The 19810-nt window shown below is 58.6% G+C and carries 17 protein-coding genes and 4 pseudogenes; 9 read left to right on the top strand and 12 right to left on the bottom strand.

What is annotated here, in order from left to right; translation table 11 throughout:
• Positions 1 to 378 precede the first annotated feature (378 nt).
• Positions 379 to 708, top strand: coding sequence for a CocE/NonD family hydrolase (locus NKJ00_RS25940; protein WP_352631792.1), 330 nt, complete (start codon positions 379 to 381; stop codon positions 706 to 708).
• 4 nt (positions 709 to 712) lie between these two features.
• Positions 713 to 2134: a CocE/NonD family hydrolase gene (locus NKJ00_RS25935; RefSeq protein ID WP_352631790.1), complete on the top strand. Its 1422-nt coding sequence runs from the start codon at positions 713 to 715 to the stop codon at positions 2132 to 2134.
• A gap of 23 nt (positions 2135 to 2157) precedes the next feature.
• On the opposite strand, the gene NKJ00_RS25930 is transcribed toward NKJ00_RS25935, so the two are convergent.
• From NKJ00_RS25930 to NKJ00_RS25920, 3 genes are read right to left on the bottom strand one after another with little or no spacing between them, the layout of a single operon-like run.
• Complete coding sequence (locus NKJ00_RS25930; protein WP_352631788.1) at positions 2158 to 2955, bottom strand: class I SAM-dependent methyltransferase; 798 nt, start codon at positions 2953 to 2955, stop codon at positions 2158 to 2160.
• Positions 2876 to 3220: a hypothetical protein gene (locus NKJ00_RS25925; protein ID WP_352631786.1), complete on the bottom strand. Its 345-nt coding sequence runs from the start codon at positions 3218 to 3220 to the stop codon at positions 2876 to 2878. Before NKJ00_RS25925 ends, NKJ00_RS25930 begins: the two co-directional genes overlap by 80 nt.
• Positions 3220 to 4314: an IS5 family transposase gene (locus tag NKJ00_RS25920; RefSeq protein WP_352631784.1), complete on the bottom strand. Its 1095-nt coding sequence runs from the start codon at positions 4312 to 4314 to the stop codon at positions 3220 to 3222. The genes NKJ00_RS25925 and NKJ00_RS25920 overlap by 1 nt, the downstream gene beginning before the upstream one ends.
• Before the next feature lie 724 nt (positions 4315 to 5038).
• On the opposite strand from NKJ00_RS25920, the gene NKJ00_RS25915 reads away from it, so the two are divergent.
• Positions 5039 to 6001, top strand: a complete 963-nt coding sequence (locus tag NKJ00_RS25915; RefSeq protein WP_352631782.1) for a LysR family transcriptional regulator — start codon at positions 5039 to 5041, stop codon at positions 5999 to 6001.
• A gap of 112 nt (positions 6002 to 6113) precedes the next feature.
• Here NKJ00_RS25915 and NKJ00_RS25910 read toward each other — a convergent pair whose 3' ends face one another.
• On the bottom strand, positions 6114 to 6770 hold the full coding sequence (locus NKJ00_RS25910) for a 3-oxoacid CoA-transferase subunit B (RefSeq protein WP_352631780.1): 657 nt from the start codon (positions 6768 to 6770) through the stop codon (positions 6114 to 6116).
• A 16-nt stretch (positions 6771 to 6786) separates the two neighbouring features.
• Positions 6787 to 7428: a CoA transferase subunit A gene (locus tag NKJ00_RS25905; protein WP_502906414.1), complete on the bottom strand. Its 642-nt coding sequence runs from the start codon at positions 7426 to 7428 to the stop codon at positions 6787 to 6789.
• A gap of 161 nt (positions 7429 to 7589) precedes the next feature.
• Here NKJ00_RS25905 and NKJ00_RS25900 point away from each other — a divergent pair.
• Positions 7590 to 7716, top strand: a pseudogene (locus NKJ00_RS25900) (IS6 family transposase); the annotation flags it as partial.
• 248 nt (positions 7717 to 7964) lie between these two features.
• Here NKJ00_RS25900 and NKJ00_RS25895 read toward each other — a convergent pair.
• The 7 genes and pseudogenes from NKJ00_RS25895 to NKJ00_RS25865 form a co-directional block, all read right to left on the bottom strand.
• Positions 7965 to 9266 (bottom strand): annotated as a pseudogene (locus NKJ00_RS25895) (NAD(P)/FAD-dependent oxidoreductase).
• Between the two features lie 215 nt (positions 9267 to 9481).
• Positions 9482 to 10543, bottom strand: coding sequence for a C45 family autoproteolytic acyltransferase/hydrolase (locus tag NKJ00_RS25890; RefSeq protein ID WP_352631776.1), 1062 nt, complete (start codon positions 10541 to 10543; stop codon positions 9482 to 9484).
• Between the two features lie 269 nt (positions 10544 to 10812).
• Entirely contained in the window at positions 10813 to 11700 is an 888-nt protein-coding gene (locus NKJ00_RS25885) for an ABC transporter permease (protein WP_352631774.1), read from the bottom strand.
• 8 nt (positions 11701 to 11708) lie between these two features.
• Entirely contained in the window at positions 11709 to 12533 is an 825-nt protein-coding gene (locus NKJ00_RS25880) for an ABC transporter permease (RefSeq protein WP_352631772.1), read from the bottom strand.
• A gap of 82 nt (positions 12534 to 12615) precedes the next feature.
• Positions 12616 to 13653: an extracellular solute-binding protein gene (locus tag NKJ00_RS25875; RefSeq protein ID WP_352631770.1), complete on the bottom strand. Its 1038-nt coding sequence runs from the start codon at positions 13651 to 13653 to the stop codon at positions 12616 to 12618.
• Between the two features lie 37 nt (positions 13654 to 13690).
• On the bottom strand, positions 13691 to 14791 hold the full coding sequence (locus NKJ00_RS25870; RefSeq protein WP_352631768.1) for an ABC transporter ATP-binding protein: 1101 nt from the start codon (positions 14789 to 14791) through the stop codon (positions 13691 to 13693).
• Positions 14792 to 15573: 782 nt separating this feature from the next.
• Positions 15574 to 15867, bottom strand: a complete 294-nt coding sequence (locus NKJ00_RS25865; protein ID WP_352631766.1) for a LysR family transcriptional regulator — start codon at positions 15865 to 15867, stop codon at positions 15574 to 15576.
• Between the two features lie 610 nt (positions 15868 to 16477).
• On the opposite strand from NKJ00_RS25865, the gene NKJ00_RS25860 reads away from it, so the two are divergent.
• The 5 genes and pseudogenes from NKJ00_RS25860 to NKJ00_RS25840 form a co-directional block, all read left to right on the top strand.
• On the top strand, positions 16478 to 17725 hold the full coding sequence (locus NKJ00_RS25860; RefSeq protein WP_352631764.1) for an ATP-grasp domain-containing protein: 1248 nt from the start codon (positions 16478 to 16480) through the stop codon (positions 17723 to 17725).
• Between the two features lie 145 nt (positions 17726 to 17870).
• Positions 17871 to 18107, top strand: a pseudogene (locus NKJ00_RS25855) (GNAT family N-acetyltransferase); the annotation flags it as partial.
• A gap of 50 nt (positions 18108 to 18157) precedes the next feature.
• The gene (locus NKJ00_RS25850) at positions 18158 to 18319 is read left to right on the top strand and encodes a GNAT family N-acetyltransferase (protein WP_352631865.1); all 162 of its coding nucleotides are present in this window, start codon (positions 18158 to 18160) and stop codon (positions 18317 to 18319) included.
• A gap of 428 nt (positions 18320 to 18747) precedes the next feature.
• Complete coding sequence (locus NKJ00_RS25845; protein WP_352631762.1) at positions 18748 to 19356, top strand: D-alanine--D-alanine ligase family protein; 609 nt, start codon at positions 18748 to 18750, stop codon at positions 19354 to 19356.
• Between the two features lie 147 nt (positions 19357 to 19503).
• Positions 19504 to 19644, top strand: a pseudogene (locus tag NKJ00_RS25840) (uroporphyrinogen decarboxylase family protein); the annotation flags it as partial.
• Between the last annotated feature and the right edge of the window lie 166 nt (positions 19645 to 19810).

Raw genomic sequence — 19810 nt, 5'->3', positions numbered from 1 at the left:
AAGATCCGGACCGTGACGCCGACAAAAACAATATCGAAATGTCGGTCACGAGCTTGGCGATCGGCGGTAAAGCAGTTTGGGTTCTGATCCTTCCTTGAACGAACACCCGGCGATGTAATCGCCTGCGTGTCACTAGCCGATGAGTGATGTTCAAAGACCGGGCCGCGGCCCTGTGTCGTCTCGCCCCACAATCGCAACCAACACGCAAATACCTGACCAGCCAGGTTTATTAGTGTCCTTTTGCGATCAATCTATACCCAAATAATGTTAGACGCGGTGCTGTAGAACGCGCCAATGATTCCGATCGTCAGAACGAGCCTCATCTGCGGATCGTGCGCGATAATGCATTTGGGAAAGATTAGAGAATAAGGAGACTGTATGAGTCGCTCTCGTCAGACGATTCTCCGCTTCGACCTCGATGGTGCTGCTGCGATGCCCTTTGAGATCGGACATGTGGAATCGACATACGTGACGATGCGCGACGGCGTGAAACTGGCCTTGGACGTCTCTCGCCCGTTAGACAAGGATCCCAGCACTGGTCTTGATACCATTCTGATCATGACCCGCTATTGGCGCGGGATCAAAGGCCGTCCGTCCAACCACCTTGCCGACCAATTTGTGCCGCACGGTTATGCCGTTGTTGTTGGAGATGTTCGCGGAACCGGAGCCTCTTTCGGAGTGTGGCCTTTATCATCGCGCGCGCGATGAGACATTGGATTTCAGCGAAGTGCTCGACTGGATCGTCGCGCAGTCTTGGTCTACCGGTTGCGTCGTGGGGTACGGCTTTTCTTACACCGCTATTACTGCCGACTGGATGGCGGAACGAAACCATGTTGCGCTCAAGGGCATCATTCCACGATTTCCAGACTACGATCCTTATGAAGATGACTGCTTTCCTGGAGGAGTGCCGAATGCCTTCATAGGGCAGACGTGGGGCAACCGGGTCAAAGATCTTGACCGTAATCTGTTGACGCTCGCGGACGGCGAGAAATCGCCGGGCGTGCGTCCAGTCGGCTCGAACGGCGAGGCGGAGCTTCACGCCGCCCTGCGCGATCACGAGCGGGTTCCGTCTGTCTGGGAGGGATTTCGACAGGTGGCGTTCAAGGACGATCGTCCCCCGTCCTGGGGCGGGGCCTCCATGCTTGATTGGAGTATTCAGGAAGTAGCGGACACACTGGATAGCTCAGGGACCCCGACCCAGACCTGGGGGGGCTGGTTCGATGCCGGCACGGCGCAAGGGGCTATTCGTCGTTTCCTGCGACAGTCATATCCGATGAATGTGATTATAGGTCCCTGGAACCTTGGCGGCGAGATACCTTACGACCCCCTCCTCGGCGCCGGTAAGACAATCCTTCCCACGACACCAATGCAGCAGGCAAACGACATCCGTTTCGCGGACGCGTGCTTTAGCGGTCAGGCCGCCAACGAGCAGGGAAAAGTTCTCCATTACTACACCCTCGGGGAAGGCGTTTGGAAATCGACGAGCTCATGGCCTCCCCGCGCCACCCGCCGTCGGTGGCACATGGCAAATAACTTCGGACTAAGCGCGTCGCCTGGCGAGATGGGCTTCGACATGCTCCAGGTCGCCTTGGGAGATGTCAGATCGAATCGGTGGGCCACTAATAACGACGCGGGCAAGGTGGATTATGGAGATCGGCGACAGTTCGACGCCGATCGCCTTGCCTACACGAGCGAGCCGTTGACTAGCGATGTTGAGATAACAGGACACGTCGTGGTCCATTTGAACATCACTTCGACCCGAGAGGACGGTAACTTTTTCGCCTATCTGGAAGCCGTGAAGCCCGACGGAGTGTCCTGCTACCTCACCGACGGCCAGCTTCGCGCCTTGCACCGAAAGGTGTGGGCGGACTCACCATTCAGCGCGCTGGGACCACAGCACAGCTACCTGAGACGCGACGCCGAACCGCTTCTACCGGGCGAGGCCGCGATCCTGACTTTCACGTTGCATCCGATTTCCGCCCGTGTCCCGGCCGGCTACCGTCTGAGGGTGTGTCTCGCTGGTAGCGACAAGACCACCTTTGCAAATGTTCCCGTCGACGGCGAGCCGCCCATCCTCCAATTTTATCGAGGCCCGGCCGGTTGTTACATCGACCTGCCGATTATCGAGCCTTGAGCAGAAGCCCATATTGTTACAAACTAGGGATCTGCCGAATGGGGAGAGGTCTTGGGCGATCCTGTTCGGCGGTAAACCGAGATATGACGGTTGGATGCATCGGTGAACGCACCTCTCGCCCAATCTCCCCAACGCTCCGCTAACTCCAGTCCTACGTATTCGGCCATGGTATCGAGCTCCTGGTGAAAAACGTATCGACTACGCTGTGGGAAACGTCTGACCGATGTGCCAGAAAACCAGAGGAGGGTCGAAATCAAGTTCTGTTTAAGTGGTTCATGGATTGCCGCATTGATGAATGTATTATCGTGATCAACGAGTGTAGTAGAAGTTTTCTGGCCGTTGACGAAACCAGCCAAGACTGGAACACGCAGTTCTATCACAAAAACTTCCCCCTCATATAACGCCTGTGCAGCAGATCTGAGGCAAGCTATTTGCTCTTCGCGCCTGGAGAGCAGCGTAAACGTATTATAAACGCAATAGACCAGATCGTAGCGTTGCTCTGGACTGAAATCGGCTATGTCCTCGTTCCAGGCCTTGATCAGACCGGTACGCTTGGCGAGAAGTTTCAACATACTGTCCGAATTGTCGATACCTTCGACCTTGACGCCGCGCTCGCTCAATGGCACCGCCACGCGCCCGCTGCCTATGCCAAGTTCAAGAGCTCCTTCCCCGGAAAATCGCTCGAGAAAAGCGGCCGTTTCGTCTGCCTCAGCGTCTTTACCTAGCAGGCTGTTGAAGAAGTCAGGCTCTTTCGCAAACGAAGCCTGAATCGTCGGCGTTGTGGATGTAGAAGTGGCCGACGAGGCGGCCTGCAGTGCCAAAGACAGCCCAGCCGCGGCCAGAGGCTGGGTCTTTCTCATCATGCCCCTCCCACGAGAATTCCGCGCATGCTGAGCCATCGCGGGTGCCATATCGGACATCGAGGAAGCCCTTGAGTGCGCCGAAGGCGATCTCGCCATCCGCCGAGCCTTTGAATGTCAGATGCGCTTCCTCGACGAGATCGAGGAAGTCGTTATCCGAAACATCCATCTCGACGATGCGCCAGCGGCCGGCAAAGGCCTTGGCGAAGCCGGGAACCTTGGCCATCAGCCGGTCTCCGCCATGAGTTTTGGCAGTCGCACCAGATTGTAGGCAGCGGCTGCGAAGGTGAAGGCCCATCCGACACGGTCGCGGCCGCGGAACCTCGTCTTGTGCTGGCCGGCCACGACCTTGATCCAACCGAATGCCTCTTCGATGCGCTTCCTGGTCCGCTGGCTGACAGCATAGCCGCCATGCCGCGTCGTGCGACCGTCGATCGCGGAACTGCGGCCACTCGTGTTGTTCTGCGCTACATGCGGCGTCACCCTCATCGAGCGCAGCTCATTGACGAAGTCTTCTGTGTCGTAGGCCTTGTCGGCACCGAGCGTGATCGCCTGCGGTCGGTCGGCGCGAGGTTCGATCATGTGCAGTGCGGCCACCCGCTCAGCATGTCCGTCGGCCAGTGTCAGGCAGGCGTCGACCAGCAGCCCGTGGCGGTTCTCCATCAAGCCATGTCCCATAAAGCACAGCTTGGCCTCCTTGCCTTTGCCCTTGCGATAGAGCCGGACATCCGGATCGGTGGTCGAGGCATGTGTGTCGTTCGAGCGCTTGTGGCCATGGAAGTCCGCTTCCGCGTTTCGCCCGCCCCCTTCAGCCGACGGCTCGCCCGAGCCGTCCTTCGGTTTGACGCTCTTCATCGACGCCCAGGCCTCGATCAGCGTCCCGTCGACCGAGAAGTGATCCGTCGACAGAAGCCTCTTGACCTTGGGCTGCGCCAGCACCGCCCTCAGGAACTTTGCGGCGATGTCGCCCTCCAGCAGCCGGTCGCGGTTCTTGGAGAACACAGAATGATCCCAGGCCGCATCGTCAACGCCAATCCCGACGAACCAGCGGAACAGAAGGTCGTATTCCAGCCGCTCCATCAACAGCCGCTCCGAGCGGATCGAATAGAACGCCTGTAGCAGCATCGCTCGCAGCAGCTTTTCCGGCGGGGTCGAAGGCCGCCCCATCGGCGAATACAGCGCCGCGAAGTCCCGCTCCAACGCCGAAAGCGCCTCGTTCACAATCGCCCGAATGCGGCGCAACGGATGATCGCGCCGCACCCGAGCCTCGAGATCAACATAACTGAACAGTTCGCCAGACCGGTCGTCCCCGCCGCGCATGCCTCGTTCTCCGAATCTCTCCGGAGACACTGAATCACGCTCACTGCCTCGCTGCGAGCCACTTTTTCAACAGCCTGCTAGCATTCTGGTAATTTGTTCATAAGTCGGAGCCGAATTCTCGTCATAGCTATACTCATTAGACATAAGATACTCCTGTATTTGCGTATATCCGTCTCAGCAACTGGCCGAAGGGCGGCGACGTGGTCAGGGTTTCAAGCGTGTCACCAGGACGGACAATGACCGGCTCCCTTTCCTGGGCGAACCTCGCAGTTCAAAGAGCAAGCGCTATTCAAAGAGCAAGCGCTATGCCAACTAGTCGGATCCAGCCGGTGGTGATGCGAGACGAGCTTTACGGCGGCGCCTGCTGCGTCCGCTGCAGGCGCGACCAGTTCAGGACCGACTGGCGATCGTCGGAAACCGCACAAAATTGTGCCGTTGCAGACAGACGGAGTAATTGCTCACCCCCTGCGCTAGCGGTGGGCAGTGAGTGGGCGCCGGGGGTTGAGGTTGAGCCGTTGAGTGGATTGATGGTCCGTCGTCGGGCGGTTTTGAAGGACGGAGCGGGTGGCGGGGTAGAGCTTGACGGCCCAGAAGATTAAGAGGTCACCCCGAACGGATGGAATTGCCCGCGCTGAACGGCATCAGCTTCGCGCGTACACTGATACCGATACATTCGTCACAACTATTGCCCATCCAACATGATTTAAGTATATATCGATCGCGAATGAGGAATAATATCACTCTCAGGCATTTGCGTGCGTTCGTCGCGATCGCGGAGCGGGGCGGGTATACCGCTGCAGCCCAGTTTCTGAACATCTCGCAGTCGGCTTTAAGCCGAACAATTGTGGAGATTGAGGAGGAACTGGACACCCGCCTATTCGAGCGCACTACAAGGCGGGTCGTTGTCACAGCATCCGGCGAACAGCTTTTGATGAACGCGCGCCGTGTCCTTGAGGAATTCGACAGCGCGATGTCGCGGTTCCAGCTTTACCATAACGGACTGAATGGGGTCGTGAGCCTGGCGGCACTATCTTCGGTCGCGTCCATCATACTGCCGACGGTCATTTCCGAATTCCGGAACGCCAGGCCCAACGTTAGAATATCGGTAAAGGACGGTTTTGCGGAGGAGGTTGTCAATTACGTATCCAACGGACAAGTCGATTTTGGCATCACTTCCTTTCCAAAGGCGAAAGGACGGCTGGTCTGCGAACGGATCGTGGCGGATAGACTGATCTGCATATGCTCGAAATCTCACAGATTTGTGAACATGGAAACAGTGTCCTGGAACGACTTGGCCGGGGAAGACTTCGTCGCATTCGATCCTTTGAGCAGCATTCGCACGTGTGTGGATCGCGCTCTGCAAATTGCCGAAATTCAACTCGGGACCGTCACAGAGGTTCGTGACGTCGGCGCGGTTGCGGGCCTTGTATCCGCCGATCTAGGCGTGTCCGCAGTGCCCAGCCTTGTCGTGCCCATGATGCAGTTTTGTGAATTTGCCGAAAAAGAGTTGGTGGATCCGGTAGTCGAACGCGAGATCTATCTTATCCACGATCCACAGACACCTATGCCTCCGGCTGCCGGAATTCTCATGGAAATGCTGCGGCAGGGAGCAAAGCAGGAATTCAGAATTCCGACCGGAGTCAGATGGTTAGACAAGTCGCAATCTGATCCGATGAAAAAGAAATAAGAACAAGCGAAAGCGCACCCACTATTGCAGAGTCCGGACTAGCCTTGATCCCTGTCCGATGGGTGGAGCCGCTCAGGGTAGCACCTCCGAAGTCGATAGGCCTCGGTGACGTCTAGCCTGCACTAAAAGCCGTGGTAGATCGGTCAACGATCGTTGCTTCGGTTGCGCTGCGCAGCTCGCTGTCAGTGATGCCGTCGGCAAGTTCAACGAGCTTTAAACCGCCTTCGACGACGTCGAGCACCCCAAGGTTAGTGATGATCCGATCGACCACGCCCTGGCCCGTCAGCGGCAGCGTGCAGGCTTTTAGGATCTTCAACTCCCCTGCCCTGTTGGTATGGTCCATGACGACGACCACCCGCTTCACGCCGGCAACCAGATCCATTGCGCCGCCCATGCCCTTGACCAGCTTGCCGGGGATCATCCAGTTGGCGAGGTCACCGCTCTCCGAAACTTCCATCGCGCCGAGGATAGCCATGGCTATCTTGTCGCCGCGGATCATTGCAAAGCTCTGCGCCGAGTCGAAGAAGGCTGAATGCGGTAGTGCGGTCACCGTCTGTTTGCCGGCATTGATGAGGTCCGCGTCGACCGCGTCTTCGGTCGGGAAGGGACCTATGCCGAGCAGGCCGTTCTCCGACTGCAACGTCACTTGAACACCCTCGGGGATATGATTGGCGACCAGCGTCGGAATGCCGATACCGAGATTGACGTAGGTGCTGTCCTCTAGCTCGCGCGCGGCCCGTGCCGCCATCTGGTTCCTGTCCCAAGCCATTCGTCTCTCCCTGCCCTCAAGCTGCCGGGCGTGTCGTGCGCTGTTCGATGCGTTTCTCATGCTCGCCCTGGAAAAGGCGATGCACATATATCCCCGGGAGGTGGATCTGATCGGGATCGAGGCGTCCCGCAGGTACGATCTCCTCGACCTCCGCCACGCAAACCCTTCCGCAGGTCGCGGCCGGCGGGTTGAAGTTGCGCGCCGTCTTGCGGAAAACGAGATTGCCTGTCGTGTCCGCCTTCCAGGCTTTGACGATCGATAGGTCCGCGACAATGCCGGTTTCAAGCACATAGGTCTCGCCGTTGAAGCTCTTGTGCTCCTTGCCCTCCGCGACCAAGGGGCCCACGCCGGTCTTAGTATAGAAGCCGGCGATGCCGGCCCCACCAGCGCGCATGCGCTCGGCGAGCGTTCCCTGCGGGTTGAATTCGAGGTCCAGTTCACCGCTCAGGTACCGGCGCATGAACTCGGCATTCTCGCCGACGTAGGACGAGATCATCTTCTTGACCTGCCTTGTCTTCAGCAGCACGCCAAGCCCGAAGTCGTCGACGCCGCAATTGTTGGATGCAATCGTCAGCCCGGTCGTGCCGACGTCCCGGATCGCGCCGATCAACAGCTCCGGAATGCCGCAAAGGCCAAACCCGCCAGCGGCAAGGAACATCCCGTCGAATAGCAAGCCATCAAGCGCCGAGCCCGCGTCGGTATAGATTTTGTTCACGTCACGCCTCCGAAATAGATAGTGCTGAGCCGATCGGCGGACCGACGTCCGCCGTTAGAATTTGCATTTCTTAACGAGGACTTGGTTAGGCCCGAGCTTGCACACAGATCGTCCAGACGCGCCGCAGCACCAAGGCCGCCCAAGCGGCTGCTGACCCGATTTCTGAAGAAGCAAGGTCTGCCGCCAGAGCGTATGATCATGGACAAATTGCGCTCCTACGGAGCGGCGAAAGGCATGCCATCTGGATATACCTCCTCCTCCTCCTCTTAAACCCCTCACACGGAAGCTCCGTAAACGCTCCGTCCAGCGCTTGGATATAGCGCCCTGCCGATGGGGAGGACACCGGCAGGGCGCGCGCCGCGCGGAGGTCTCGGTCGCGTGACGACGGACCACGGCGGCAGGCTGTTGCTTTGCGTAAGGTCACCAACCAGATGGCAGATAAGACGGGCTCCATGCCATTAATCCGCGGAGAGCTACCGCTACCATCCGACCGCATCCCTAAACATGTACCACCATGACCCCAGCGTCGAATATTGCGCCCGGAACATTCGACCCCCTGGGAATGGATACCATGGCAGCTTCTCGAAGAATCGAAGCGCGTCGTATCACCGTCGATTGCCTCGCCAGGATGCGGCCAAAAAGGTGCGATCTGGTCACGCCATGACCGCTACAGGCGTGGGCGAAATATGTGTTCGTTCCGATCCGCCCCATCTGCGGCACCCGCGTGAACGACAGCGCGAAATTGCCGCTCCAGGCATAGTCAATCGCCACGCCTTTGAGCCGAGGGAAGACCTTTTCAAGATTCGGCCGGAGCTTCGCCACCACGTCGGCCGGATCCGTGCCACCATAAACGGAGCCGCCGCCAAAGATCATCCGCTTGTCAGCTGACAGCCGGAAATAGTCGAGGATATAGCGGGCATCCTCGATGCACATGTCGGTCGGGATCAGCGAATGAGCGAGCTCTTCGCCGAGCGGTGCGGTGGTGATCATTTGGGTCGAGACCGGCATGACGCGGGAAACGAGCTCGGGCACGGTGTCGCCCAGATAGGCATTGCCGCAGAGCACCACGACGCGCGTTGACACTTCACCTTCCTTCGTATGGACAATCGGCCGGGCGGACATATCATCGACGCTGGTTACCGGTGACATCTCATAAATGGTGCCTCCGAGGCCTCGAAGGCGCGCGCCTCGCCAAGCACGAGATTGAGCGGATGCATGTGGCCGCCGGAGGTATCGAGCATGCCCCCGCAATAGGCGTTCGAATTGACCAGCTTGCGTATTGCCTCGCGGTCTAGCAACTGGTGGTCGTCCATGCCGTATTTGCGCCAGAGCGCCTGCTTGGATTCGAGCTCCTTCATATGCGCCGGGGTATAGACCGCATAGATGTTTCCCGGATTCAGGTCGCACTCAATTTGATATTGGCTGACGAGGCGGCGAATGATCTTGCCGCCTTCCTGGACCAGACCACCGATGAACCGCGCCGCGCCCTCGCCGTAGCGGCGCTGAATCGTCACGAGGCTGGTACTGAGGCCGTTGATGATCTGGCCGCCATTGCGTCCAGAAGCACCCCAGCCAACCTGCGCACCCTCGACGACAACGACCTTATAGCCCTTCTCCGCGAGGTGGATTGCTGTTGCCATCCCGGAATAGCCGGCGCCAACGACACAAATGTCGGTTTCTACCCGGCCCTGAAGCCGCACTGGGGTGCGGATCGTGTTGCGGGAGGCGGCGTAGTAACTGTTCGGATAGTTGCCGTCGCCGGCATACGATTTCTGTCTCATCACATCACACAATTTCCAAATAAGCGCTGAGTTCGTACTCCGTGATCTCAGCGAAGCCGGCGATCTGCCGGCGTTTTTCTGGCGATCAGCTTCGAAGGCAGCACCGATCGAAGATTTCTGGTGCGCACGTATGAGACGGCCGAGCAACACCATCTCCGCCAGTTCTGTCATCAAGGCCTTGGTAATTGCCTTATAGAATCACAAGGAGCTTTGATTCAGACGACAAGCATCGCTCCGCTTAGCGCGTCGAGCTCGGCCGGAGCGGCGTGCACGCGCCATTCGACACGATCAGGGAAAAGCGCGAAAACGCTCGTGGCGAGGGTCTGGACGCAATCCTCCCGCCGATTGTTGTCGCAAAAGATCGGGGTGGTCTTGTCGAACAGCACCGCCTCCACGCCCCTAGCGAGCGCGCCTTCCGCGATCATACGGTCCGCCGCATCCTGCCGGTTGCGGGAAGAGAGGGTGATCGTCTGCTCTAGCCCGTCGAATTCCTCCAAAAGCAGGTGGTTGGCGTGGGCACGCGGCGAGGCGACCTCTCGAACGGCGCAGCCGGAGGCCGGCGCCTCGACAGAGGCAAGCCGGCGCGTCTTCGCCTGACCGAGATTGTGATGAAAGCCGCTGGCACGGTCCTTACGCTTAAGTATGTCGACTGCTTCGTCCAGACTTCCCGCATCGAGGATCGCGCGGCAGATGACCTGCCGGGGCACGCCAGGCTGAAAATCTTGAGCGCTGATGTGGTTGACAGTCTGAACGACCCCGGCCTCGTTTAACCCAAATGTGTGCCCCGGCAGCATGCCGGGATACATGAAGCTACTCCAGGCGGGGCCCCTCTCGGGCTCGACGTCAACCCAAATACAAGCGCCTAGAAATTCGGCTGCGCCGTCTTCGTTATGGGCGATTATCGCCGGAGCATCGCCTTCCGCCGGAATGAGAAGTGTGGTGCAGCCGGCGGCGGCTATGGCTTTCGTTGCTGGGGAGACGTGCTTGGGAAGCCGTAGGTCGCCCCGGCAGTTCCAGAGGAAGACCGTTTCGAAATCCTGCCCGGCGCCTTCGGCGATGCCCTCGATCTCACGCACAAAGCCGGGATAGGCCGCGCGGGCCGCGGATTCCAGCGCACGAAGATATTCCGATCCACGCCAGCGGGCGTAGAGAGCCTTGAATTCCTCGGTGCCCAGGACGCGCTGGCGGAAGCCGGAGGCGGTGGCCCGCCCGAGCGTGAAGCCAATGGAAAAGGCGTCGCCCTTAGCGCGAACGCGCGAGATGGGATTTCTGGACATATGCGGCCTCTGCTTTCTGTGAGGTTACTAAAATCTACCGGAGCGAGCCGGCGCAACATTGGGCATTCGGCGAGGCCATACCAACTGCAGGGCCGGCCCGGTTAGCACCATCCGTTCCCTCAGAATCCGTCCCTTTGGGCGGCCAACCTCTCGCTCTCCATTGACCCCAACCAAGCGGCGCCTCTTCGCCAGACGCATGACTGACCCTCACTCATTCACGTCCATGCATGAATAAAGTCCGCTCGTTCAGCGATCCCTCTAGATTCGAGCTAGTCAGATCCCGATTTAGCCCGCTCTCCGAGCCTCATCAGCAGGGCCGATACCACGAGCAGAAAAATACTGATTCCGGTAAGCAAAGAGGCGATGGCCGTGATCGTCGGATTGATCTGAAGCGCCAGCTCATTAAACATCCGCTTCGGAACGGTTTCATAGGTTCCTGAGATGAAGGTCGTGACGATGACCTCGTCGAAGCTGGTGATAAAAGCGAAGATCCAGGCGGCTCCGATACTGGGAAGAACGTTAGGAATCAGGACGCGCCACAGCATTACTCGCGTAGAAGCCCCTAATGTGAAGGCCACTTGCTCTAATCTGACGTCGAAACTCCGGAAGGCGACGGTCATCACGAGGACTACTACCGGAACCCCAAGCACCATATGGCCGATGATAAGCGCCGACAAGGTTCCCAGCAGACCGGTACGCGCGAACACAAGATATAGCGCCAGCGCGGTGATGATGGATGGAACCACGATCGGCACGATGAAATTGGCCTCGACGACCAGCCGCCCGGCAAACCTCCCCCGCACCAAGCCGTAGGCGGCCGAGCCTCCAAGCAGTAGCGCCAGAGTGCTTGCAGCAACCGCCACTCCTAACGAGGTCCATAGATCGTCGATCCAGCGTGGATCCGTGAAGAATGCTGCATACCAGCGAAGCGATAATCCAGGTGGTGGAAATTGGAGTGCGCTCGCGCTCGAGAACGACATTGGCACGACCACAAGGATCGGCAGAGACAGGAAAAGGAGGACTGAGATCGCCGCCGCACCCAAGATCACGCGGTCGAGGGCAATCTTGTGCTGGTGCACCACGATAGGCATAGCCTCAAAAGCGCTCGGGCTGATCGGTATGTCGTGGCGGCCGTTACGCCCTTGTCGATTGCTCATGACACTCCTCACATGCCCGAATGGGGCGCAACGCGGCGATAGAGCGCGTAGAGAGCGAGGCTGGCCGCAAGTAATACGGTAGAAATGGCTGCGGCGAGTTCCCAGCTCGGCATCTTATTGATCAAGACGTCGAGCACATTTGCTATCATTGAGACGCGCCCGCCGCCAAGGAGTGCCGGAGTGATGTAGAACCCGATTGCTGAGATGAAGACCAAGAGAGTGCTCGCGGTAAGAGCTGGCAGAGTCAAGGGAAAGAAAACCATCCAGAATGTCTGGACGTCCGATCCGCCTAAGGTCGCTGCGGCCTGCAGCAGGCGTCGGTCGAGCTTCGTCATCGCGGCATAGAGGGGTAGGACCATGAACGGGATGAGAATGTTCGTCATGCCGATGATCACCCCGAGTTCGTTGTACATCAGAGCGATTGGTTGATCTATAACACCCAGAGACAGCAGCGCCCGATTGACGATGCCAGCATTTCCGAGGAGTACGATCCAAGCATAACTCCTCACCAGGACGCTGACCCAGAAGGGTATGACTACGAAAGCCATCGCTACCAACCGCCCAGTTGGCGATAGCCGGGTCATCCAATAGGCAACTGGATATCCAAGCAAAGCGGAGAAAAAGGTGGTAATTGCGGCCACCTTGAAGGTGTTCAGCAGGACTTTGAGATAAACCTCTTGCCCAATAAGGTGTTGGTAGTTTGCCAGCGTCCATGAGGGCGCGAAGCTGGTACGCAACATTAGCAAAATCGGAACGTCGAATGCGACCAACATGATCACAGCTAACGGAAGCACGTATGCAAAACCGTTGCGATTGAGCCCGGTACGTCCCATGTCCTAAATCCGCCAGCTGTTTTATTCCCAGCTCGCTGCCCTATTCATTTCCAGGCAGCGAGCTAGAGGATTCAGTATACTTTCAAAGTCCCAACTTGAATTCCTGCCAGCGCTCTTCGACTTCCTTGCCGTGATCGACCCACCATTTGTAGTCGTAACCGACCTGGACATCCTTGTTCTGCTTCGCGGTCGGGAACTGACCGATCTTATCCTTTGGCAAGAGGGCACTAAGATCCGGGCTGGTTCCGGTATACGAAATGACGGTCGCCGCCACAGCCTGATTCTCCGGTACCGTCATCTCGTGCAGCAGCTTCATCGCGGCAGCCTTTTGCGCCGGGTTGGCGCCGCGCGGGACGGCGAAGAAGCTGAGATCGATCAGACCTTGGTTGAACGAGTAGTCCAGCTTCGGCTCGGTGGTGACGCGCCCTGACCACGCGATAGCATACTGAACTTCATTGTCATTCAGGAGTTGGGGCGGCTGGGCACCGGTGGACCACCAGACGGCAACGTCGGGGCTAAGCTTTTTCAAACTCTTGAAGGCTCGGTCAAGATCGAGTGGATAGAGCTGTTCAGGCTTAACGCCGTCGGCCAACAAGGCCATCGGAATAGCATAAAATGCAATGTTCGGGAGGGCGCGCTTACCCGGGAAATCTTTGACATTCCAGAAATCGGCCAAGGTCTTTGGCGCCTTGGCGTCCTTACGCCACGTCATGATTGTTGAATAATACTCATATCCCAGTGCATAATCATCGCGCGCCTCGGGAAACATCGGCAAGGGAGCGATCGCACCCCAATCGAGCGGCTCAATCAGGTTCAAAGCCTTGGCCTGCTGGACCTCAGTGCCAACGAGCTCGAAAAGCACTGCCGAGATGCTGCCGGACGCGACCATCGCCTGCAGCTTTCCGATCCCGTTCGGGTTCTCGCGGACCACCTTTACGCCAGTCTTTTGCGTGAACGGCTCGATGTAGCCTTTCTGGATCGAGTCACCGGATTGACCGCCGGCTTCGACCATGCGGAGTTCAGTTACCGCATCATCCGCCCTGGCGTCGAAGGAAGCACCAGCAAAGACTGTTGCCCCCGCAAGCAATGCGAACGCGGAAAGCGTCCTTTTCATTTTCATGGTCAAGTTCCTCTCAGAGTTTTTTGTTTTGTTAGACTTAGACTGGTAGTAATACGGGGCGCTCACTGCGTACCGCGGCGCCATCGGGAATGAGCCACACGGCTTCGGCATCCCAATCGAGGCGAACGGATGCCCCAGGCGGATATGGCCGCCCCGTTTGCATGCAAGCGGCGATCAATGGTGTGCCGCGCACTGTCTCGACATGATAACGAATGGTCTGTCCGAGATAGACGGATTCGATGACGGTCGCGGGGACACCCCGCTCCGAATTCGGCCCGAGCACGCGAACATGTTCAGGCCGTATGCTGATGGTAACCAGCGAACCGGACGGCTCGTCCGAAGCGCGGTAGGGCAATTCCTCGCCGGAGCTGAGCCGGACGACCCAATTCCCGGCACCATGCCGGATCGCTTCGCCGTCAAGGCAATTGGTAGTGCCGAGAAAGCCTGCGACAAACCGGTTGGCGGGTCGGGTATAGGCTTCCAGGGGCTCGGCGATCTGCTGAACCGCGCCGTCGGCCAGGACCAGCACGCGATCCGAGAGGGAAAGCGCCTCCTCCTGATCGTGGGTGACCAGGATCGTGGTAATTCCGAGTTTGCGCTGCAATTGTTTCAGCTCAACTTGCAACTCCTCGCGCAGCATTCGGTCCAGAGCCGCAAGCGGTTCATCGAGCAGCAGGATATCGGGCTGAAACACGATGGCCCGCGCAAACGCAACGCGCTGCTGCTGGCCGCCGGAAAGCTGGGTAGGGCGTCGGGCTTCGAAACCGCGTAGTCGCACCAGGTCCAGCGCATCGCCCACCCGCCGCCGCGCATCCTCTGCCGTCACGCCCCGGACCTTCAACGGAAAAGCGACGTTATCGAACACTGACATATGCGGAAACAACGCGTAGCTTTGGAACACCAGCCCGATATTGCGTTGCGCCGGTCGGGTTGCCGTAACTTCGCGCCCACCGAGGACGATACGACCCGTGGTTGGCTCCGTCAGGCCGGCAATCAGCGAGAGGACCGTCGTTTTTCCCGACCCGCTGGGTCCGAGAATGGTGACGAACTCGCCCTGCTGGGCCACGAAGTCGAGCCGCTCCAGCGCGCGGAACTGGCCGTATTGCTTCGAAAGCCCCTCAAGACTGATCGATGCCATTAGCCGAGCGCCTCCCTTTTTCTCCTCTGCTTCCCGTATCTTCGTTAAAAACCATTGCGCGTCTAACATTTTTTGGACATAGATCAATCGCGAATGAGCAATAATACCAACTCTCAAGAGTCGCGAGTTCGTCGTGATCGCGGAGCGCGACGAACATACCGCTGCGGCCACTCCCGGAAGATCGCGCAATTGAGTTGCAGCGCCAGAATTCTACGACGGCTGCCACCTCTGCCCGCGTGGGCGGCCAAATCAAAGCCTCGCTTGTGCGCCGCGCCTTCACGGCCGACGCGTCTACCGCAAAACCGATGGATAACGGCGCCTACGAAGGGTCGGATGGAAACGGCGGCTCAATAATCGCCGGACGACGACAACCAGCCGCGCTGCGGCCGGTTTAGAACCTAGCTTAGCTAATCCGCGGCAGCGCTTTCTGCCCCGGATGTGGACCTGCGGTCTTTGCTAGTGCTGGGGCACGGCACGCAGCATTGATGCAAACATCATCCCGTGCCCGTGATGCCGATCACCACAGCGCTAGCTTCAGGGCCGAAGACGCGTCGGGCGCTGGTTCTGACGACAAGCGCTCCGCTCTTCGGTCGAGATCTCCCGTGACCACTCACGCAAACGCTTGGCCCCTGGTGAGGGTCTGTTCCGCATCAGATACTATTCTCCCGGGCATGCTCAAGGCCGTCGGCAATCCTGGCGATCTGCACTCTTCGACCGAGGTTCGGACCAGCCCCATACGGGTATCAGCCACGTCGACGCGAACGCATCGAGCCAATCGTGACCTACCGGGGATAATCACGGCGTCTAATGATCCTCACGACTTCCGCCGCCTGTGAAAAACTGCTTGCCAGCAACCTATAGAGGTCTTCGCCGACGCTGGTGAGCACGACGTCATCCCCAAGCCCCACAATCAGCCGAACGCCAAGTTCCTCCTCAATGGCTTTGATCTGCCGACGGATCTCTCCCGATGTCACTTCTAGCTCGGAAGCCGCAAGCTTGAACGACAAATGGCGTGCCGATCCCTCGAATCCCTCTAGGGCAGTCAGGGACGGGATATCATGATAGAGATGGACCATTGATCACTCATAGAGAATTGGCAATCGGGAACAGAACGACATCGTATCCCGTGCCACCATTGGGTTCCGTGACGGATTGCAGCCGTCCGCCGCGACCCCCGCAAATTGCGTGCCGAATTGGCGCGTTTTAGTTGCACCACTCACCCGTGCCGATGGCCCAGCCCTGGCGTTGGTTTCGTCAGGTTTTCGACAGTCTTGTCCAGCTTAGTACATGAGGTTTGTGGAGAGATGCGCGGGATCGCGGTCGCGCAAAGCCCGGCAGCGTCGAACCAACGAGAGCACCAACGGGCTGCCGCGCTGCCGAGGTCGCCGCCGTGGCAGCAGCTCAATGCCCGACCAAGAAGGACGCTCTGTTGGAAAACGCCTCCTGAGGCGTTGACGCGCTGCTGCCATGAGTGAACGCTATCGGCGTAGCGACGACTGCGTGAATTCCGCAACAAAATTAATCTACGTCGCAACAGATCCTTCAACTAAATTTACAGAACCTTCGTGACCGCGGATCACTGAGGATGCTAGCCTCACTGCAAAGTTCGAGCTCAATCACCCCTGAAAGATTGATGCCTGTTTTTAGGCTCAACCGCCGCACAGAATGCAACGGAGGCCACCGCCAATGGCAAGTAGAGCGCTCATCCTGGTCGAAGGCGGTACGACGGGTACTGGTCTTCTATACGTCCAAGCGGCCCGGCGTCTTGGTCTTCATCCAATTACCCTATCGGCTGATCCACATCAGTACGACTATGAGGCACTCTGTGTCGATACCGCCAATCTCGACGCGCTGATCCGCGAATGTTCCCATTTAGGGGCTACTTATGACATTGCTGGCATCACGTCCTCCCGGGAGGATTACTACGCGACCGTTGGCAAGCTTTGCCGGCACTTCGATCTACCGGGACCGAATCCCGAATCGATTGAACGATGCTGTGACAAACCCGCTCAACGTCAGCTTCTCGCGGAGGCCGGCGTTCCAATACCTGCGTTTCGCGTCGCCGCAAATGCGGCGGAGGTGGAAAGCGCAGCCGCGGAGATCGGCCTGCCGGTGGTTCTTAAACCAGCCGTGGGCGCAGGCAGCCAAGGTGTCCGATTGTGCCGCAACGCAGATGAGGTGGCCGAACATACGACCTATCTGTTGGGCGGGAAGCACAAATGGCGGTCTTTGCCGAGGATATTGGTCGAAGAGTTCGCACAAGGCCCCCAGTATAGCATTGAAACCATGGGAAATGAGGTCATTGGGATTGCCGCCGCTGACTTCGGTCCCCCACCGCATTTTGTGCTTCGCCAGTTCACGTTCCCGGAGGCGCTTACTGATGAGGAGCATTCGCGTATCGCCGGTATTGCGCTTGGCTGTATGCGAGCTCTCGGCGTCGGCTGGGGGCCTATGAACATAGAATTCCGATGGACGGAGCGTGGCCCAGTCGTCATTGAGGTCAATCCGCGCCTTGGTGCCGTGCCTACTCCTCAACTTGTTCAGCTGGCATGCGGTGTCGACCTCGTCACCGAGCACATCAAGCTCGTCATCGGCGACGAATGGGATTTGCGAACAACCCATTCGCAGACTGCTGCCGCGCGGATCCTGGTTCCTGATCGCGATGGCATCCTCGATTGGATCGATGGCGAGCGTGGGGCGGCTGCAGTGCCCGGTATCGTCGAGGTTAAATTGTATGTCAAACCCAACATGCCGATCGTCAGGAACGGCGATTTCCGCGACTGGATTGGATTTGTCATTGCAGTTTCACCCAGCCGTGCTGGGACAGAGGCACTACTTGAGCGTGCCGTCGACTCAATCGATTGGTCGATCTCACCGTTCCCGAACTTGGCGAACAGGAAGAATTGGCGGCCACCAGCTCATGGCGTCCCGTAGAGGCGATGGGTAGGCGGGCGGAGGGCGTCCTTTGTCTTCAGCTCGTGGAAAGATTAGGTCGAGCCCGCATGAATGTCGTCGTCAAGTGAAATTGAGGTGGGCAAGCTTTGCCGACATCCATCTCGAAATATCGATGAGTTGACCGATGAGGCTGACGACCGAACGTCTAATATTGCGTCCCTGGGAGGACAAAGACCGGGGCCCAATGGCAAGAATTTACCGTGATGCGTACGTCAGACGGTTCTCTCCCAAAGTGCTAACGGTCGAGGAAGCGAATGTCAGGATTGACGTTGCGATCGAGCGCGCCCGGACCAACGGGTTTCACTATCAGGCGGCGGAGCTGAAAGGCGGCGGCGAGCTTATTGGTCTGATAGGGCTTGGCGTCCTCTCGGAGACGGTGCAGGCGGCAATTCCCAGCCCTCCGCGCGTCGAATCGGATGGGTGCTCGCAAAGGAGCATTGGGGCAACGGACTCGCGCCGGAAGGCGCGCAGGCATGGCTTGACTACGCTTGGTCAATCGGTCTGCCTGAGGTCGCCGCCTGCACGGCCAGGGAGAACGCGCCGAGCCAACGGGTCATGCAAAGATCGGCATGATCTATGATCCAGCGCGACTACGAAAACCGGACGTTCGGCGCGGGTCATTGGTTGCGGCCGGGCGTGGTCTACCGGAAACGGAACCCGACACAATGAGGGCAAGCATTCCGTCGTTGCGCCGCGAAACACGTGGTTTGCCCCTCTCTCCCACAACCTTCTCAGTGGCACGCCGATTGCTTGGACCCGGCGCACGACCTGTTCCCATAGCGGTGTCGCATGCTCCGACCGAGGAGGTCGGACCAAGCCCGCTCGCCGCTTGGCCCACCGATATCGGCGGGGCATGCGCGCCAGACGAGTTGTTGTGTTCGGTCTATCAAATCCGAACAAATGAAGGTGACAGCTGAGCAAACATCCAAGGAGTGGCTCATGCGAATAGCTATTGTGCGGAATGATGAAAACACGGGTGTGATCAACCGGATTGGTCAGCCTTGTCCCGAGAAATTCGGCCGCGATGCAGGCAAACGCGTGCGGCGGCACTGCAAGAGGGCGGGCACGAGACGCTGCTGTGCGAAGGCGATAGAGGACTGCTCGCTACACTCGAGCGGTTCATGCCACCTGCGTCCGAAGCCTGCCCCTCGGGAATCGTTTTCAACCTGGCATACGGAATTCAGGGCGAGAGCCGTCTCGCCCACGTTCCGGCCATGCTCGAGATGGCTGGCGTACCCTACACCGGATCCGGCCCGCTCGGGCATGGGCTGGCGCTCGACAAGGTTATCACTAAGAGGCTCATCCGCGATCGTGGCATGCCGACGCCGAACTTTCGCGTGATGCGTCGCGGCACGCAGAGTACTGGCGACCTGCAATTCCCATTGGTAATGAAGCCGCGCCACGAATCCGATAGCTGCGGAGTCCACCTCGTCCATGAGCCCGCTCAGCTAAGGCAGGCTGTGGAAGTGACCGTTACGCAGTATGGGCAGGAGGCGCTCGTGGAAGAGTACATCGAAGGGAGAGCAATCTGCGTGGCGCTGCTGGGAAACGGAGAGCTTGTAGTGTTGCCTCTGGTGGAGCAGGACTCGATTGCGAAACCCGTCTTGTAAGTTGGGAAGCGAAGCACATGGCGGTCCCGCCGCCGCCGAAGATTTGCCCGGCTCAGATCGGAAGCAGCCTTGCGACGGTGCTGCGGGATATTTTCGGTTGCGACTTTCCGTGCCTGCCAATGCCGATGACCGCCGGACGAACGCTGCATGCGGCACAAGCGGATCATGCTGGACGTATTGAAGGGCGAGGCGGTGTCTCCGCCACCGCTCTGGATCATGCGTCAGGCCGGGCGCTATCTGCCGGAGTATCGCGATACCAGAAAGCGGGCCCGCAGCTTCCTAGGCTTGGTCAATCGCATCCTGGATGTTGCTCACGCGCGGTATTTCGGATCTGCATTCCCTTGACATGCAAACACTCCGCCAAGCGAGTAATGCAGTTCACTTAAGTTGGGCTGGATGAGGATCTGGTAAGACCTATCGAACAGGATGGAGATTCGTTTCCATCCTGTTCGTG

The organism is Mesorhizobium sp. M0227 (assembly GCF_040321855.1).
Classification (GTDB): domain Bacteria; phylum Pseudomonadota; class Alphaproteobacteria; order Rhizobiales; family Rhizobiaceae; genus Mesorhizobium.
This window is presented reverse-complemented; position numbering and strand designations above follow the sequence as displayed.

Bases quoted from the DNA above. Each gene is read 5' to 3' on its own strand.
- NKJ00_RS25940 (WP_352631792.1), top strand. From the start codon at position 379: ATGAGTCGCTCTCGTCAGACGATTCTCCGCTTCGACCTCGATGGTGCT.
- NKJ00_RS25885 (WP_352631774.1), bottom strand. From the start codon at position 11,700: ATGAGCAATCGACAAGGGCGTAACGGCCGCCACGACATACCGATCAGC.
- NKJ00_RS25915 (WP_352631782.1), top strand. From the start codon at position 5,039: ATGAGGAATAATATCACTCTCAGGCATTTGCGTGCGTTCGTCGCGATC.
- NKJ00_RS25910 (WP_352631780.1), bottom strand. From the start codon at position 6,770: ATGGCTTGGGACAGGAACCAGATGGCGGCACGGGCCGCGCGCGAGCTA.
- NKJ00_RS25905 (WP_502906414.1), bottom strand. From the start codon at position 7,428: ATGTTCCTTGCCGCTGGCGGGTTTGGCCTTTGCGGCATTCCGGAGCTG.
- NKJ00_RS25865 (WP_352631766.1), bottom strand. From the start codon at position 15,867: ATGGTCCATCTCTATCATGATATCCCGTCCCTGACTGCCCTAGAGGGA.
- NKJ00_RS25870 (WP_352631768.1), bottom strand. From the start codon at position 14,791: ATGGCATCGATCAGTCTTGAGGGGCTTTCGAAGCAATACGGCCAGTTC.
- NKJ00_RS25920 (WP_352631784.1), bottom strand. From the start codon at position 4,314: ATGCGCGGCGGGGACGACCGGTCTGGCGAACTGTTCAGTTATGTTGAT.
- NKJ00_RS25860 (WP_352631764.1), top strand. From the start codon at position 16,478: ATGGCAAGTAGAGCGCTCATCCTGGTCGAAGGCGGTACGACGGGTACT.
- NKJ00_RS25890 (WP_352631776.1), bottom strand. From the start codon at position 10,543: ATGTCCAGAAATCCCATCTCGCGCGTTCGCGCTAAGGGCGACGCCTTT.
- NKJ00_RS25875 (WP_352631770.1), bottom strand. From the start codon at position 13,653: ATGAAAATGAAAAGGACGCTTTCCGCGTTCGCATTGCTTGCGGGGGCA.
- NKJ00_RS25925 (WP_352631786.1), bottom strand. From the start codon at position 3,220: ATGGCCAAGGTTCCCGGCTTCGCCAAGGCCTTTGCCGGCCGCTGGCGC.
- NKJ00_RS25880 (WP_352631772.1), bottom strand. From the start codon at position 12,533: ATGGGACGTACCGGGCTCAATCGCAACGGTTTTGCATACGTGCTTCCG.